General features: G+C 27.3%; 13 protein-coding genes. 12 read left to right on the top strand and 1 reads right to left on the bottom strand.

The genetic code is table 11. The features are described from left to right. Window positions 1-32 precede the first annotated feature (32 nt). From KK2020170_RS11295 to KK2020170_RS11265, 7 genes are all read left to right on the top strand, one after another. On the top strand, window positions 33-350 hold the full coding sequence (locus KK2020170_RS11295; protein ID WP_221258436.1) for a hypothetical protein: 318 nt from the start codon (window positions 33-35) through the stop codon (window positions 348-350). A 66-nt stretch (window positions 351-416) separates the two neighbouring features. Then, a complete protein-coding gene (locus tag KK2020170_RS11290) occupies window positions 417-821 on the top strand; it encodes a hypothetical protein (RefSeq protein ID WP_221258435.1) in 405 nt (134 codons plus the stop codon). Window positions 822-1,397: 576 nt separating this feature from the next. After that, window positions 1,398-2,495: a slipin family protein gene (locus tag KK2020170_RS11285; protein ID WP_221258434.1), complete on the top strand. Its 1,098-nt coding sequence runs from the start codon at window positions 1,398-1,400 to the stop codon at window positions 2,493-2,495. 93 nt (window positions 2,496-2,588) lie between these two features. After that, window positions 2,589-3,365 (top strand): hypothetical protein, encoded by a 777-nt coding sequence (locus tag KK2020170_RS11280; protein ID WP_221258433.1) that lies wholly within the window; start codon window positions 2,589-2,591, stop codon window positions 3,363-3,365. Window positions 3,366-3,518: 153 nt separating this feature from the next. Then, complete coding sequence (locus KK2020170_RS11275) at window positions 3,519-4,127, top strand: hypothetical protein (RefSeq protein ID WP_221258432.1); 609 nt, start codon at window positions 3,519-3,521, stop codon at window positions 4,125-4,127. An 11-nt stretch (window positions 4,128-4,138) separates the two neighbouring features. After that, a complete protein-coding gene (locus KK2020170_RS11270; protein ID WP_221258431.1) occupies window positions 4,139-4,657 on the top strand; it encodes a hypothetical protein in 519 nt (172 codons plus the stop codon). 233 nt (window positions 4,658-4,890) lie between these two features. Continuing rightward, window positions 4,891-5,883, top strand: a complete 993-nt coding sequence (locus KK2020170_RS11265; protein ID WP_221258430.1) for a hypothetical protein — start codon at window positions 4,891-4,893, stop codon at window positions 5,881-5,883. 154 nt (window positions 5,884-6,037) lie between these two features. On the opposite strand, the gene KK2020170_RS11260 is transcribed toward KK2020170_RS11265, so the two are convergent. Beyond that, a complete protein-coding gene (locus KK2020170_RS11260; protein ID WP_221258429.1) occupies window positions 6,038-7,423 on the bottom strand; it encodes a hypothetical protein in 1,386 nt (461 codons plus the stop codon). Between the two features lie 447 nt (window positions 7,424-7,870). On the opposite strand from KK2020170_RS11260, the gene KK2020170_RS11255 reads away from it, so the two are divergent. The 5 genes from KK2020170_RS11255 to KK2020170_RS11235 are packed head-to-tail and all read left to right on the top strand — an operon-like array spanning window position 7,871 to window position 17,072. Then, window positions 7,871-9,097 carry a DNA cytosine methyltransferase gene (locus KK2020170_RS11255; protein WP_221258428.1) on the top strand — a complete coding sequence of 409 codons (1,227 nt, stop codon included), beginning with the start codon at window positions 7,871-7,873 and terminating at the stop codon, window positions 9,095-9,097. Further along, entirely contained in the window at window positions 9,094-10,608 is a 1,515-nt protein-coding gene (locus tag KK2020170_RS11250) for an ATP-binding protein (RefSeq protein ID WP_221258427.1), read from the top strand. The genes KK2020170_RS11255 and KK2020170_RS11250 overlap by 4 nt, the downstream gene beginning before the upstream one ends. Before the next feature lie 7 nt (window positions 10,609-10,615). Beyond that, window positions 10,616-13,705 carry a Z1 domain-containing protein gene (locus tag KK2020170_RS11245; RefSeq protein ID WP_221258426.1) on the top strand — a complete coding sequence of 1,030 codons (3,090 nt, stop codon included), beginning with the start codon at window positions 10,616-10,618 and terminating at the stop codon, window positions 13,703-13,705. Next, window positions 13,698-14,660: a PD-(D/E)XK motif protein gene (locus KK2020170_RS11240; RefSeq protein ID WP_221258425.1), complete on the top strand. Its 963-nt coding sequence runs from the start codon at window positions 13,698-13,700 to the stop codon at window positions 14,658-14,660. Before KK2020170_RS11245 ends, KK2020170_RS11240 begins: the two co-directional genes overlap by 8 nt. Further along, window positions 14,661-17,072, top strand: a complete 2,412-nt coding sequence (locus KK2020170_RS11235) for an AIPR family protein (RefSeq protein WP_221258424.1) — start codon at window positions 14,661-14,663, stop codon at window positions 17,070-17,072. It abuts the gene before it with no gap. The last annotated feature ends 109 nt before the right edge of the window (window positions 17,073-17,181 follow it).

The raw sequence follows: 17,181 nt of genomic DNA, 5'->3' as shown, positions 1-17,181 counted from the left end.
CTAAAATGAAGTTTAATTTAAATCAAAAGAAGATGAGACAAGACATTTTAAAACGATTTCTAACCAATACGGATGAAACAGGTAGATTTTTGATGAAGTCGAGAATTACTGGAATCATCTATTTTGTAGAACCACTTTACAATGGTAAGACACCACAATGGGGTGATGTTGATCCTGCAACGAAAAAAATTACAGGTCAATATGGTTCAAAGTATACGGGAGCAATCACCAAAAAAGAATCCTTAATTACAGAAGAAAACGGATTTGTAAATATTGGTTATTTCAAAGGAAGTCCTTTTGGAGCCATAGATGTACGAGATAAAGAACATCAAAAAAATATGGGATTATAATTTTTTTTATACTACGCAAAATAATTGCGTAGTATGTTTTGAATCTTTGAAAAATGAAAATTCAAAATGAAAACAATTAGAATTTATTGTAGAAAATGTAAGATAAGACTAACTGAAGATTTACTAGAAATTCCTCAGGATAAAATTTATTTTCCAGATGAAGCTGAAGCTATACCTGAAGGTAAGTTTGTGTTTTTTAAAAACAATTCGATGTTGTCAATTCTAGTTAATAGAAAACAATCATTATTAAAAGATCACGCAGATTCAAGTAGGTTTTATGGATGTTGTGGAAGTGATGGTTCATATGGGTACAATAAAGTTTGTTCAAATAATCATGAAGTAGCTACAGAGTTTTCAGATTGTTACACATCGTATTACATAGAAATTAGTTTAAAAAATACGATTGTTAAACAAATAAATGATAAAGGAATATTTGAAGAGATGAAGTTTAAATACTTTACTCTAAAATAAAAATATCAAGCAAGTCCTGTTGGGTGTTTCTGTATAGCACTAATGTGTTACTCTTTGCGCAAAAGCGTATGAAGTAGTAGTATGCAACTTGGCTTGGAGGTTTGAGGTTGTTTTCCAAAAAACGATCTACACTCTATGGGTCGTGGGTTCGAGTCCCACTCTCGCTATAACGAGATAGTTCAGTCCGGTTAGAACAATAGAAAGCGTAGGTTCGAATCCTACATGCAATTTTGGTTTGCATTTGACAGTGGTTGTCACCAACAGACTCAAAATCTGTTCAAACAGAGAAGTACAACTCTTAAAAATAGTACCTAAAAAAATGAAAACATTTTGGTTTTTATCAGTTTCAACATTTTTCGAAATAGCGAAACACTTACGAAGAAACCTGAAAAGGGCTTCGTTTTCAAAACCGTTCTTTTGCTTTTCTGTGTGATTATTAGTTCTCCGTGAAAGAATAAAACAAAACAGTTAACCATTCGAATGCTTCTGTTAACTAACCTTTTTCCGTTTTGGGTTAAGGATAAAAACCGAAAGTTTTCTTTTAAAAAAATATTAAAATTTTAAAAATATAAAGAGATGATTAAATTAATTACTATTAACGCTTACCAAGTAGGTTTGGTATTTGAACGTGGTAAGTTGGTAAAAGTATTACGAGAAGGAGAATACTGGATTTTTGGAAATAAAGAAGTTAAAATCTTTGAAATGAAGCAATCATTTGTTGCGCCAATAGAATTGAATATTTTATTGGAAAATGAAGAATTGGCTTCAATGTTAGAAGTAGTAGAAGTAGGTGATAACGAAATTGCGTTGTACTACACAAACGGAATGTTTAAAGAAGTATTGCAAACAGGGCGTTACGCTTTCTGGAAAGGTTATTTGAAAAATGAATTCGTAAAAGTAGATTTAACAAAAGTTGAAATTACTGAAAGCATTGCTACCGCTTTATTAGAGAACATCAAATTGCGAATGTACACACGTAAATTTCAAGTTTTTAACTATGAAAAAGGTTTGTTGTTCGTGAACGGTAAATTCGTTAAAGAATTAACAGCTGGAACTTACTACTTCTGGAATAACGCCATTCCAATTGATGTAATCAATGTAGATATGCGTCAAAAACAAATGGAAATTTCAGGTCAAGAATTGTTGACTAAAGATAAAGCTGCATTGCGTATCAATTTCTTTGTAAACTACAAAGTAACGGATATTATCAAAGCAGTTGTTGATAACAAAGACTATGAAAAACAATTGTATGTTTTAATGCAGTTAGCGTTGCGTGCTTTTGTTGGCGGATTCACATTAGATGAATTATTGAGTAAAAAAGAAAGCATTGCCGAAATTATCTTAGAAGATACTCGTGTAAAAGCTGCTGCTTTAGGAGTAAAAATTAATGAAGCAGGTATTCGTGATGTTATTTTGCCAGGTGATATGAAAGAAATCATGAACCAAGTTTTGGTTGCTGAGAAAAAAGCACAAGCCAATAGCATTATGCGTCGTGAAGAAACAGCAGCTATGCGTAGCATGTTAAATACGGCTAAATTGATGGAAGAAAACGAAATGTTGTGGAAATTGAAAGAAATGGAATATGTAGAGAAAATCGCAGATCGAATTGGAGAAATTACCATTTCAGGAAGTGGAAACGTCATTGAACAGTTACGTGAGATTTTTGTGAAGTAGAAGAGAGCCGATTTATTTTTGAATCGGCTCTTATTTTTTTGGATTTGTTTTACTATTATTGAAGAATAAATTATATATCTAAAAGTTTATAATATGAATTCATCATTTGTTCTCATAATAATTGTAGCAATTGTATTAGTAATTGGTTTTTATTTTTTATTTAAAAGCTCAGAATCTGAAAAGCAATATTTTAAAAATTTGAAAAAAAGTTTAGAGGATGAATTTATAATTGATCCAGAAACAGGAGCTAAATTAACTTTAGAGCAAGCTGAGTCAGGAATTTGGAATCCTGAGGAAGTAGAATATTATAATGAAGAAGAAGACCCTTTTATAACAGATGAATATAGAGCTTTTAAAGAAATAGGTGAGTATTACAAAGAAGAACTAAATTACAAAAACATTGAATTAGTTGATTCAGACATTGAATTGTTTGAAAGCATAAATATGTTTACCAAATACAAAGAATGGTATTTTTTTGAATCTATAACAAAATATGAGAAAAATGTTACTATTGGTTTTATTGCAGTTTCTTTAGGAGATATGCAATTTAGTAGGACTAATCAATTGTTCTGTTGGATAAAAAATCTAGATTTTTCAGGTCATTATATTTTAACAGAAAAAACAAAAGTTGAAGAAAATTTACTTAAGTTAAATTCAATTGAATTGAAAGCATTTGGTTCCTATCATTGTGAATCGATAAAGAAAACTTTTCATGAAATTCAATTATTTCAATTATTTGAAAAAGTTTCAGAAATAGCAGGTTTAGATATTGAATATTTCGAAGGGAATTTATTTTTCAAAACCAAAAAGGAAATGACAAAAAACGATATTTATAGATTTGAAGAATTAATAAATGAAATTGTAGGTTAATCCGATGAAAAACTTAACCATAAAACTTGTATTACCTCTAACCATTTTTTATTTACCTCATAATTTTTATTTTTAAACAGTATTTTTTAAAATGAATTTTTTATTTTCAAAAAATATTAATTGTAAGTAAATATTTAATTAAAAATAATTTAAATGGCAGAATGTATCGAATGTGGAAGTTATACAAAATTTAATGGTGGTTTATGTTTTAGTTGTTACAAAAGTCAAAATAATATAGTTGATGATATTCCTGAAAAAGATCAGCCTAAAGGATTAAATGATAAGGATTTTAATTATCGTTTTGGAATGATTAAAGGAAGAATTGCTGAGACTTTAATCCAAGAGCTTTTTTTGAGTTTAGGCTATAATGTTTTTAGATACGGAATGGAAAACACAATTCCTGGTATAATGGAACTATTAAAAGGAGTTCGTTCCGATGTTGCTCAAGAAATCAGGAGAATGCCTGATTTTGTAATCCAAGATCCAAAAACTAAATCTGTTTATTTTATTGAAGTTAAATTTAGAGCAAGTGGAGAATTTAAACAAAAGGACTTGCCAAAAGATTATCCTTATGAGAATGCTTTTATAATATTAGTATCTAAAAAACATATTAAATGTATTACTGTAACTGAATTACTCGATGGTAAAGAAATTTCTCCAACTTCAAAAAACTATCTTGGAAATCGTAAAGAATTTGATTTAGACAAAGAAGTAATTGTTGATTTTTGTTCATTTGCGGTTCAATTTTTTGAAAACGTATAATTATTTAGCTAATGAATCTAACAAAACATTGCGAGCTATGTGATCTTCAAAAATACAATATTAAAACTGGGACTACTTGTAGTTTAACAGATAAAAAACCTAGCTTTAATAAAACGTGTATTAAAATTGAACTAAATGATAAATTTGAAAATAAGTTAAAAGAGATAAATGTCAAATATGAAAAAATTAAAAGCGAGAAACTTTTAACCTATATTTATTTTGTTGTCTTTTTAATTATAGGGTTAACTGTTATCATTGGAGGGTATTTATTAGGAAAATTTATTTTAGATAAAGGTGTAATATCTACAGTTCCATTAATAATTATGGGTGTGGGGATTGCTCCTTTAGGATTAGCTTTCGGAACTTTAAATAATCACTTACAAGAATTTAAATTAGCTCAAAAAAAGAAAATTAATTTAGATGAGGTACTTCAACTCTATAAAATCGATTATCAAATTGATATTAAATTTGGAGAAAAATATCACGGTAATCAAGATGTTTTTGTGCAACTAAAAGCAAAATATAAATAGTATACAAATAAAAATTTTAGCTACTGAACATCAAATTCTTAATGTTCTAATTAAGTAAAATAATTACTAATTTATTCTGTTTTAAAATACTTTGAGCCGATTAAACATTATAATCGACTCATTTTTTTAGATATATTTGAACTGATATAGTTTAAAATAGGATCTTTAACTTAATCTGAATTTTTATTGTTAAAAATTAATTAACTATATTTTTGATAGATTAATAAATTATTATGAGTGAATTTGAAGAAATACAAAGAAAAAAGTTTCCATATAAGATTACTAAATTTAATTGGATATTTTACATAATAGCCATAATATTAGCTTCATTGTTAAGGTTACTAACTTTTGAGAATTTTCCTGAATTTATTGGAAATTGTATTGGTTTAAGTATCGGATTCTTAATTTTTGCATCTCTATTTGGAGTTATATTTTGGTTTATTTTAGGTAGAAAAGAAAATGGAGGAAGTTATACTTTTAATGTTTTAATACTATTAATGTTATTTGGACAATTAGGTGAATTTAGCAGAACTATAAATTCCAGAAAAGAAAATAAAGTTGATATTAGACAAGCTATTGAAAAATATAAAGATGATATTAAGAATGATTCACTTCAAGGGAATGAAGCTTTAGATTCTTTTGCCGTTTCTTTAGAAAAAGGAATTGATGAGTTAATTGATGATTCAAGTGGAAATGAAAAGAAACTTTATATCAGTTTAAAAGCTTTTTTAAATGAATCTATTGATGAAGCTAACTTATGGAATGATGCTTATTATAAAATTAATGATGATGCTTTTTTTAATTTTAATGTTTTGAAAAATGAAGGAGAATTTGAATCACAAATAGAAATTGCTCAGGATTATATTAAAGCATCAAATAGGTATAAAGATTTCTTTCAGCAAAGAATGAATAGGTTAAACGCGATTATTGAGAATAACGGGATTAATGATGATTTTGCAAATAAAATGACAACATCACTTAGAAAAAAAATAAAAAAACAAGGTATTGTGTTTATACCATACATTGATAATCATATTAAGTATGGTGAAAAGATGGTTGAAATTTTAGAATTTACTAAGGATAAAAAATGGAAGTCAAGTGATTTAAATTTTGTAGAATTTTCTAATTCAAAATACCAAGAAGAATTCGATTCAAAAATTAATCAATTAGTAATTATAGAAGAAAATGTAAATGAATTACACTCAAAATTAATTGAAGTTATGTAATAATCAAAAAGCCCTTCAATTGAAGGGCTTTTTGATTATTAGTGACCTTAAATAAGAAAGTTTTTTCTAAGTTATGTAAAAGTAGATAAAATTGAAAACGCAAAACGCATTGCTAAGCATGCATTTTTTAGTTAAATGATGAAATTGATTTTTATTATTTATTTGGAAACAAAACGCTCATGATTTCATCATAAGTTTTTAATTCCGTTGGATGAATTCTCATTTTGAAAATTGCTTCTTTTTTTGATAAATCTATTTTATTAAAATCTTCAGTTGTGAAATAGGCAAGTTTTCCATCATTTGTAATGCCCCAAAGAAGATTTTCTTTTTTAGGATTAAAACGGATTTTAGACATATATCGATATAATGCATTCCTTCCTTTTTCAATCATTACAATGTCATGTAGTTTTATTTCCTTGTTGTTAGAATCTACATAAATTGCATGAATTTTAGCACCAGAAGGATAACTAGAAGGATAATCACAATTCACAAAACCAAAATTATTTATTTGCATTGTGCGAGTAATTCTTCTTTCAAAACTTAAACCTTCTACCGATTTTTTTGCCATAAAAGTATTGTATACTCTCAATTCTTTCTCATAAGCATTCCATTCTCTCTCTATCTTGTCACGCTCTTTTTGGGCAATTTTAATTTGATTTTCATATTTCTTTTGATAAGCATTCATAGCATTACTGTAACTTTCATCATCTTTAAATGCTAAAACACAAACCGTTTTATTTCGAAGTTTTTCAGATGTAGTAGTCCATGGAACAAAAGTTATTTCATAAGTGCCATTTTTTAAATCTTTGACTAATATATCTTTACTATCGAAACCAACTTCTTTTCCATCAATTGGTTCAAACCAAACATTTTTATAATCTTTTAAGCTATTTTCCGTGTTGTAAACATCTTCAATTTGAAAGGCAAATTTTCCAGCTTTTCTTGGTGGCTCAGGCATTTTTGGAGCATTTTTCAATGCATCTTCTTTAGAAGTCTCAGTAATTTTATCTTTCCCTGTTTCTACCCATTTTTGTGAATTTGGATCTAAATCATAGGTTTTAAAATTATCTTCTTTGGTAAAGCTTACCATTGAAACACTTATTTTGTTATTGGGGTTTACATAAACCTTTTCCTCCGGTAAATAAGCATCTATCTCAAACATACCAGCCGATTCAAATACCATTTCTTCTCCATTTTCCATGCTGTAGGTCATTGGTATTCCTGCTAAATAAGTTTCCAATGGGTTCGAAAAAGTTCTAAATTTTAAGTCAACTTTTTCTTTAATCACTTCTCCTTTTGCATTAAGAAAAGCATTTTTAGGTATATTAATTTCGGTTCCACTACTATGATAGATTATAGTGTCATTTGACGGATCAATTTTAAATTCTTCGAATTTAATATCAGCTTCTTTAATAGGAGGAACTAAAGAAATAAATTCTTCTTCAGCATTGTTTTGAATATTTTTATTCTCTTCTTGCTTGCAGCTTGTTATTGATAACATTGACAGAAGGAATGCTGGAAATAAAATTGATTTTTTCATAAACACGAGATTTCAATAAAAACGAATAAAATGAAAAAATAGTATTTATATAGTTAAACATATAATTATCTGTAGAGATTGAGAAATAATAATATGAAAATCATTTATTAGCATGTGAAATATAATGAATGTTTGCTTATATTTATTAGAGCAGTATTAAAATAATCTAGGAATAAAAGGTGATTTTAGCAAACTTAATAAGTTTCAAACGCCAAATTAATTCTTACTTTAGAAATTATAATTCAAAAAATAACTTATATTGACTTATTCACATTTTATGTTAATAATTTTAACCTGGAATGTGGTTTTTCGTAATCGTTTTTAACTTATGTTTTTTATTTTAGCTATTCAAAATCGTTCATAAGTTTTGAATTACTATTTTATTATAAAATATTTTAAATTTTGATATTTGTTATTTTTACAATTATAATAATCATATTATCATAAATGAGAAAACTAAATTTTATTGATTTATTTGCTGGAGCTGGTGGATTATCTGAAGGCTTTATTAGGACTGGTTTTACTCCTATTGCTCATGTTGAAATGAATAAAGATGCATGTGATACTTTACGAACTAGAACTGCTTTTCATTTTCTAAAAGAGAATAATAGAATTGATGAATACTACAAATATTTGAAAGGAAATATTTCAAGAGAAGAGTTATGGAGTAAAATTCCAACTCATTTAATCAAATCTGTAATTAATAAAGAAATTTCTCCCAAAACACTTCCTGATATATTTAATATTATTGACAATGAATTGAACGGACAAGATGTAGATTTAGTTATTGGAGGTCCTCCATGTCAAGCTTATTCTGTAGCTGGAAGAGCTAGAAAAAACATGGAAGATGATCCAAGAAATCATCTTTACAAACATTATGTCAAATTTCTAAGCCGATATAAACCAAAGATGTTTGTTTTTGAGAATGTACCGGGTATTCTCTCTGCTAGTAATGGGGAGTACTTAGAGAAAATATTTAAGGCAGTAAAAAAAGAAGGCTATGAACTTGAAAAGCAAGTTTTGAATGCTAAAAATTTTAATGTTTTACAAGATAGAAAAAGAGTAATAATAATTGGCTGGCGAAAAGACTTAAAATTACAGTATCCAAAATTTGAGGAAAAAGAAGTGCAATTTGAAGTTTTGAAACATCTTTTTTCGGACTTACCAAAACTAAAAAGTGGACAAGGTGAATGGAATGTTTCTAAATATACAAAAAAAACAAATGTTTACTTAGATTCAACAAGAATAAGGAACGGTATAGATTTTACAACGCAACATATAGCAAGATTTAATAATGAAAATGATTTAGAAATTTACAGAATAGCTGTTGAAAAATGGATTAAAGAAAATAAAAGATTAAATTACGGTGAATTGCCTGCGAGATTAATTAAACATAGTAATACAAAAACATTTTCAAATCGATTTCAAGTTGTAAATCATAAAGGAATATCTCATACTGTTGTTGCACATATTTGTGCTGATGGACATTATTATATTCATCCTGATATTGAACAAAATAGATCAATTACTGTAAGAGAAGCAGCCAGAATACAATCTTTTCCAGATGATTACTTTTTTGAATCTAGTAGAACAGCAGCATTCAAACAAATTGGAAATGCGGTACCTGTTCTCATGGCTGAAGGTATTGCAAATAAAATAAAGGAAATGTTATGAATGAAAGAAATCAGAATTTTGAATTAGCAAATCCTAATCCTGAATTTCTAATTAAATCTATTGCTGAACAAGGTTATAGTTTAGAAACTGCTTTAGCTGATTTAATGGATAATTCCATTACAGCTAATGCATCAAGAATTGAAGTATTAACTAATATAGAAGAAGAACCGTTTACCCTTTTTTTAAGTGATAATGGAGACGGAATGAGTAAAGAAACTTTAAAAAGAAATATGCATTTCCCTAGTAAGTCACCCGAAGATTCAAGAGAATCAAATGATTTGGGAAGATTTGGTTTAGGACTAAAAACGGCTTCATTTTCTCAAACGAGAGCTTTTACTGTTTTATCAAGAAAGAAAGGAACTAGCATTTTTTCTGGATTAACTTGGGATGTAAAACATCTAAAAGATACCGGAAAATGGGAAATAATAATTAATTCCGAAGATGAAATTTCTGATATTATAGATAAATACAATAATATTTCAAATTCACATCTTAATAGTTCAAACGATTTTATACCAAATACTATTATCGTTTGGAGGGGTTTATACAAATTTGAAAATTTTTTAGATGTAAAAAACAAGCAAAACGCACTCAAAGAAGAAATTACAAATACAACAAGTGAATATCTGTCGATAGTCTTTCATAAATTTATAGAAAGGGAAACAAATCGATTAGATATTAGAATTAATAATACAATGGTTAAACCTTTTAACCCTTTTCCTATTGAAAATTCAAACTTAAGAGCATTAGAACCTCTACAAAAAGAATTTGGAGAGGACATTGTAAAAATTCAAGGTTTTGTATTACCTAATACTAGTATTAAAGAAACTAAAGAAAATTCTAACCCATGGACTCCTCAAAATAAAAGTCTTATGGATATGGAAGGTTTATATATTTACAGAGCTGATAGATTAATTTTATTTGGTGGCTGGAATGGATTAATAAAAAAAATGCCTAGACTTCAATTAGGAAGATTAAAAATAGATATTGGTAATAAAGTGGATCATTTGTTTCATCTAAATGTAGCAAAATCTCAGATTAATATCCCACATGATTTAAAAAATTCTTTTTTAAGAGCAATAGTTGACTTAAAAATGGAAGCACAAAAAGAATATTTTAATCACGGATTAAAAACCTTTACTCAAAAACCTTCTGAGCAGAGTAGTCAATTATTTTATAAAACTGCTTCAAATAAAGGAGTTTTACTTAGAATTAATGATGATTTTCCATTATTAAAATCACTTAAATCATCGCTTAATAATAAGCAAAAAGCAGAACTAAATTTTATACTAAAAATGAGTTCTAACTTAATTAATAAAGTACGTCAAGTAGATAATGTTGAAATTACAGGAAATGTAGAAAAGGATGGTATATCAATTGATGAAATCGTAAAATCAATTAATGAGCTTTTAAAACTTGGAATGTCTAAACAACAAATTAAGAAAGATATTTTGCCAAACCTTGGCGTCAATTCTAATGCTCACGAAGAAATATCAAACCTATTAAATTAAAACATTCATGAATGAAATTATTGATCAAATAAAAAGTTTGATAGTGTCTAACTACAATCAATTTTTTGAAGCTAATGGTTATGTAGATAGAGATTTTTTTGAAGGTGATGATTTAAAAAATAAATGTAAATCATCGTTAATAATTATATTTCCAATATTATTTAGTGGAAAAACTTACAACTTATCTGATAATGATTTTGATGAAAAGTATTCCATCGCATTAAGAGATGTTAGATACAATTACAAAACTATTATGAACCCAAGTCTTTCAATTCAAAATGAATATAAAGATACTTGGCTAAATGATGAGAGAATTAAAGAAATTGGTTGGTATAATGACGAAACAAAAGCTAAAACATATAGAGGAAGATACCTGCTTTATTTAGAAAAAAAGCTTGGTCGATCTAAATCAATGATAAATGAAACTGAAAGATCAAGTTTAGAAATTATAAAAAAAATTGGGGATCCCAAAAATACAAATAATTTCTTTGTAAAAGGTTTGGTTGTAGGTAGTGTTCAATCAGGTAAAACATCAAATTTCAATGCTGTTGTAAATAGCTCTATTGATGTTGGATATAAACTTATAATTGTTTTATCAGGTATTATGGAAGATTTGAGAAGACAAACTCAAATCAGAACTGAAAAGGAAGTTGAGGGTAAAATGATTGCTCAAGACAAATTTATTGGTGTTGGTGAAATTGCATCTTTTGGTCAATTAGGACAGTTTGCAGATGTAAATCAAGTAATTCTTCCAACATCTACTCAAAATGACTTTAATAGAACAATGCAACAAGCACATTTTAGTCTAAATAATACTAACATATTAATATGTAAAAAAAACACTAGTGTATTACAAAATTTGTTGTTATGGCTAAATGAATATTTATTGGAAAATAATGACAAGCACAATATTCCTTTTCTTATTATTGATGATGAAGCTGATAATGCATCTATCAATAATTTAGGTCACAAAGGAAGCGAATATGCAAACAAAATAAACGGTCATATTAGAGCTTTACTTGCCTTGTTCAATCGTAAAACCTATATAGGTTATACAGCAACGCCTTTTGCTAATATTCTTCAAGACTGGAATAAAAAGCCAGAAACAAAATGGAAAGTAAAAGACTCCAGAAACAATTTTGAACTTGAATTTGACCAAGAGGGTAATTTATTTCCAGATGATTTTATTGAATTATTAATTCCACCATCAAACTATATTGGACCAAAAAACTTTTTTGAAACAAGGATTGAAGATATAAAGAAAATTGAACCTTTATTAGCTGAACCTTTAAATGACTATATTGAATACTTTCCTGAAAGAGTTGAAATTCTATCAGATGATAGTTTACTTGGTGTGAAAAAATACAATAATCAAAGAGAGTTTGATTGTGATTTAAATGCTAGAACTAGATTCGGTACTTTTAAAGATTATAAAGAAGCTACAAGGGCTACAACAAAATATGATAACTTTCCTATTGAAATACCAAAATCTTTAGATGAAGCGATAAAATGTTTTATAGTTTCAATTGCTATTAGATTATCAAGAAGACCTGAATTAATTCAATCAAAGTTATTTCATCCTCATAATACAATGCTAATTCATATCTCAAGATTTTCAGATTGGCAATGTAAAACTAAAAAACTTATAATAGAAAAAATAGATTACTTAAAGACTAGATTAAATAACGACACATTATCTGCTAGTGACTCAATTTTTATAGAGTTTGAAAGGATTTGGATTAAATATTATGCAGAAGCAATAAATAACATTAGAGAATATTTGCCTGAAAACTATGAAGATGAATATTTGACAAGGAAAACATTCCTTGAAGTTAGAGATTTATTAGTTTCTGCAATTAATGGAATTGAAGTAAAAGCAGTGAATACTGTTGAAAAAGATATTCTGGATTACGAAAGTGGTGAAAAAAAATATATTGTAATAGGAGGGAATAAACTCTCAAGGGGATTTACACTTGAAGGACTGACAATTAATTACTTCATTAGAAACACAAATTATGCAGACACGCTTTTACAAATGGGTAGATGGTTTGGTTACAGACCAGGATATTTAGACTGTTGTAAATTATTTACAACTGCCGATTCATTTGAAAAATTTGACCAATGTACATGGACAATAGAAGAATTAGAGGAAGAGTTCAGAATGTTGTCAAAAGCAAAAAAGAAACCTAGAGATTATGCAACTAAAGTTCTAACTCATCCAGGCGCTTTACAAATTACTAGACCTGCAATTCTAAAAAACACAATTACTGAAAAATGGTCTTTTGAAGATAAACTATTGCAAACTACCGATTTATTAATTAATAAAAGTACAATAGAATCTTCTTGGAATAATTTCAAATCTATTTATAGTAAACACAAAGAAAATTTCTTTTATGATGATTTTAGAAAGGCAATATTATTAAAAACAGATGTAAATGGATTAGAGGATTTTCTTATATCGCAAACAACTTTTGTTGATTTCCCAACTGAGGCAATTGTAAGATTCGTAAGAAAGTGTAACGAGTTTGAAAAATTAACTAATTGGACAATTGCAATAAAAACAACAGGATCTACAGATAAGTATTTGCAAAAAAATGAGACAAATTTTGCTAATAATATTGAATTAATAAAAAGAAGTAGTTCAAAAAAGGGAACAAAGTATTACACTAAACTTCTTGATAAGAATATATTTAAAGTATCTGGTGGATCTTCAAATATTTTATCTGGTGGTCGTGATATGAGTATGACTTTAGAAGAAGAAAAAATCGCATTAATTGAACAAGAATTCAAAGCAAAATATAATAAAAATACTCCTGAAAAGGCATTTCGTGAAAAAATGAAACCAACAGATGGATTATTAGTTGTTTTCTTAATGGATTTGACTGAAGTTTTTAGAGATGATGCCCTTGTAGAAAAAGCAGATAATGAAAATATAGATTTAACTATACCTTTAATTGGTTATGCAATTGGTATTCCTCCAATCGATGCTGGTCTTGGTGAAGATTATTTAATTAATGTTCATATAAGAGAAAATGAAAATAATAGTCTAGAAGAGGAGGATGAAAGTGACGAAATTGAATCATTAGAAAATGAATAAAGAAATCATTGAAAATATTTGGAAGAAAATTATTCCATCTGGTGAAGGAGAGTTTGAATATAAATTACTTTCAAAAGAGTCAATTCCACAATTAAACATTGGTTTTAATAAAAAAAGTCAACGATGTTTAATTCTTGAATTGCCTTTTGATTTTGATAAAACTTTTCAACAATTTGAAAAAGAAAATTTGTCATTAAAATATTTTAAAAAAGAAAAATGCTTGTGTATTATCCTAAATGATGATTTTTTTAATGACTTGTTCGATGATTTAATATTGTCTATTTACAGTAAAATTTACAACATCTCTAATACTGAAGAGTATTCAGAATTATTTACAAGACATTTTTTTAAATGGAGTGCTTTTTTTGAAAACAAAAAAACAGATGGTCTCACAAGAGAACAAGTAAAAGGATTTATTGGTGAACTCTTTTATTTGAAGAATTTACTACATAGCTCAGAAATAAGTGTTGATGATGTTTTAATTTCATGGAGAGGACCATACGATGAAGGACATGATTTTATTTTTGAATTTAGAGATTATGAAATCAAAACAATTGAAAGTTCAAAAAATAGTGTTCGTATCTCAAGTGAATTTCAATTAGAATCTGAAAAAGGTAAAGAGTTAGAATTAGTGGTAATTTTTGTAAATCCAGATAATGAAAATGGATTAAGCCTAAAATCATTAATCAATGATATTAAAACAATTGTTCTTGATAAATTAGGAGACAACTCAATTTTTATAAATGCGTTAGCTCAAAAAGGCTTGACTATTGGGGATTTAGATCAATATGAAATTTATCGTTACACACCTATTGGAGAAATTTCATATGATAGTACTAGTGAAAATTTCCCAAAACTAATTCGCTCTTCAATACCCGAAGAAATCAATAAACTAAATTACAGCATAAGTTTAAACCTAATAGAGGAATTTATTATAAATAAAAAACAATTCTAAATGGAAATTCAAGAATATTTAAAATATAGAGTTGACTTACTTAATGAATCGAAAGATGAAGATGGATTTATTAATGAAAGTAATTTTATTAATAATATCATTCCTTCAATGCTAGACGCTAAACTAATAGACACAGAAGATTTTACTGAGACTTATTATTCGACCGAAATTGATGGCACACCAATTAAAATTAATGGTTATATCATTAATGACTCTGGAGAAAGATTACAATTATTTATTTTAAATGAGGAGTCAATCTCATTAGATTCAAAAAATTTAGAAATTTCATTAAAAGAATATTATGATGGCATATTTAAAAAAGGTACAAATTTCACAAATAAAGCAATAAAAGGGCATTTGAATGAAATACAAGATATTGGAGCAATAAACGCTTTAATAAACCAAATTTCTTCTTCCCTTGGTGCTGACCAATTTGATGTTGTGGAAATATTTTTAATTTCTGCAACAGCTACAGTAGAAAATAGAGGTCAAGTACCTCAACCAAAAAGGTTAGATTTTAAAGATGAAAACATAAAAATAAAGTTTACTAAAAACAGAGAATCAATTGAAAAAGAAATTCTTGTAATAAAGAAATTGATAGATTTAAATTTTCTATATAGCATTTTAATTTCTCAAGGAAATAGATTACCTCTTAAGATAGATTTTGAAGAGCAATTTAATTATAAGATTGAAGCCATAAAAGCAGCTGACGAAGTTAATTTTGAATCTTATTTATGTGTATTGCCAGCAACAATTCTTTCTAAATTATATCTTAAACATAGCTCAAGATTACTAGAGAAAAATGTTCGCTCTTTCCTTCAGTTTAGAGGTGTAAATCTCGGAATGAGAAGAACATTAACAAAAGATCCTGAAAAATTTATAGCTTTCAACAATGGATTAACAATAACGGCTAGTGACAAAGAAATTGAGGAAGTTGGTGGTAAATATTTTTTAAAGTCGCTTTCAGATTTTCAAATTGTAAATGGTGGACAAACTACAGCCAGCATTTATTTTAGTCAAAAAGATGGAATTGACGTAAGTAAAGTAAAAGTTATGGCAAAAATTAATGTTGCCAAAGATGTTTCCGAAGAAGATTTAAACGACTTAATTTCTAGTATCAGTGAATTTTCAAATTCTCAATCAAAAGTTACTACCGTTGATTTACGCTCAAGAAATCCTCAATTAAATAAAATAAAAGCACTATCAGAAAGTATAATTACACCATCAGGTCGTAAATGGTTCTTTGAAAAGTCAAAAGGTGAATTCAATACTAAACTGAGAATAGCTGGACAATCAGGTAAGAATAGAATAGAAAAAGAATATCCGAAAGAATATAGGTTTACAAAAGAACAATTAGGTAAATATTATTCTTCATGGGGTGACGAGCCATACAAAGTTAAAAAAGGTGGAGAAGCAATTTTTAGAAAATTCCTTGAAGAGATTAGTTCTGAGGAAAATGAAAAAAAATTAAATATTGATAGAAACTTTTATGAGCTTTTAATCTCAAGAATAATATTATTTAAATCATTAGAAGAAATTCATGGAGTAAGAAATAATGCAATTGGTCAATTACGTTCAGCTGTTGTTCCATATACAATGTCAATTTTATTTTCAAAAACTCAAGGCGATAAAAAAAATCCAAACACTTTTGATTTAGCAAGATTATGGTCAAAAGAAGGTCTTGAAGATGATATGAAAGTATATCTAAAAGATTTAATGATACTAGTAAATGAATTGATAAAAAAATATGCAAAAAGCGATGATTTAGGAGAATATAGTAAAAAGAAAGAAATGTGGGATGACATATATAATTCATATGAAATAAAAGATTTTTTAAACAGCGAAAATTCTTCTAAAATATTCAATAAATATTCTATCTCTAAAAAAGATTTGGAGAAAAAATTAAAAGCTAATTCTAAAAATAAAGAAGTTAATTTTAAACACATTAGTGATACCATTAATATATTTTGTAATACTGATTTATTCTACAAAAAGATAAATTCCATTTTATGGAATCAAATATCTGATAATGATAAAATAAGACTTTCAAAACTAAGTGCTTCGATAAAGCAATTTGAGGATTTATCTGAGGAATTAATAAGATTTGAAAATAATTTTATTCAAAAAATTAGAAGTAATCATCCAGAAGTTTTTGATCAACTCGAAATTGAAAATGATAATCTATTAAAAAATACGTTATATTATATTATTAAAAAATATAATTCTTGTATAGAAACAAATCAAGATGTAGTATCATTTTTTGAAAAAATAGGCTTTTTAGCTAAATCAAAAGGTATTAAGTATGAATCTATATTCGGTGAAATTGGTAAAAAATTAAAATCAGGCGAATCACCTAGTGTTAAACAAATTTATTATGCATCATATTATGTTGATACAATTAAAAATATTTAAATGAATCTTCCACATTCACAAAATCTCCCCATTCAAAGACTAGCTTCTGTATTAAATAGTACCTCTACAATCTATAAGTTTTACGGGTTATTAGCAATTTTGGAGCTAG

This window comes from Flavobacterium okayamense, assembly GCF_019702945.1.
Lineage (GTDB): Bacteria > Bacteroidota > Bacteroidia > Flavobacteriales > Flavobacteriaceae > Flavobacterium > Flavobacterium okayamense.
This window is presented reverse-complemented; position numbering and strand designations above follow the sequence as displayed.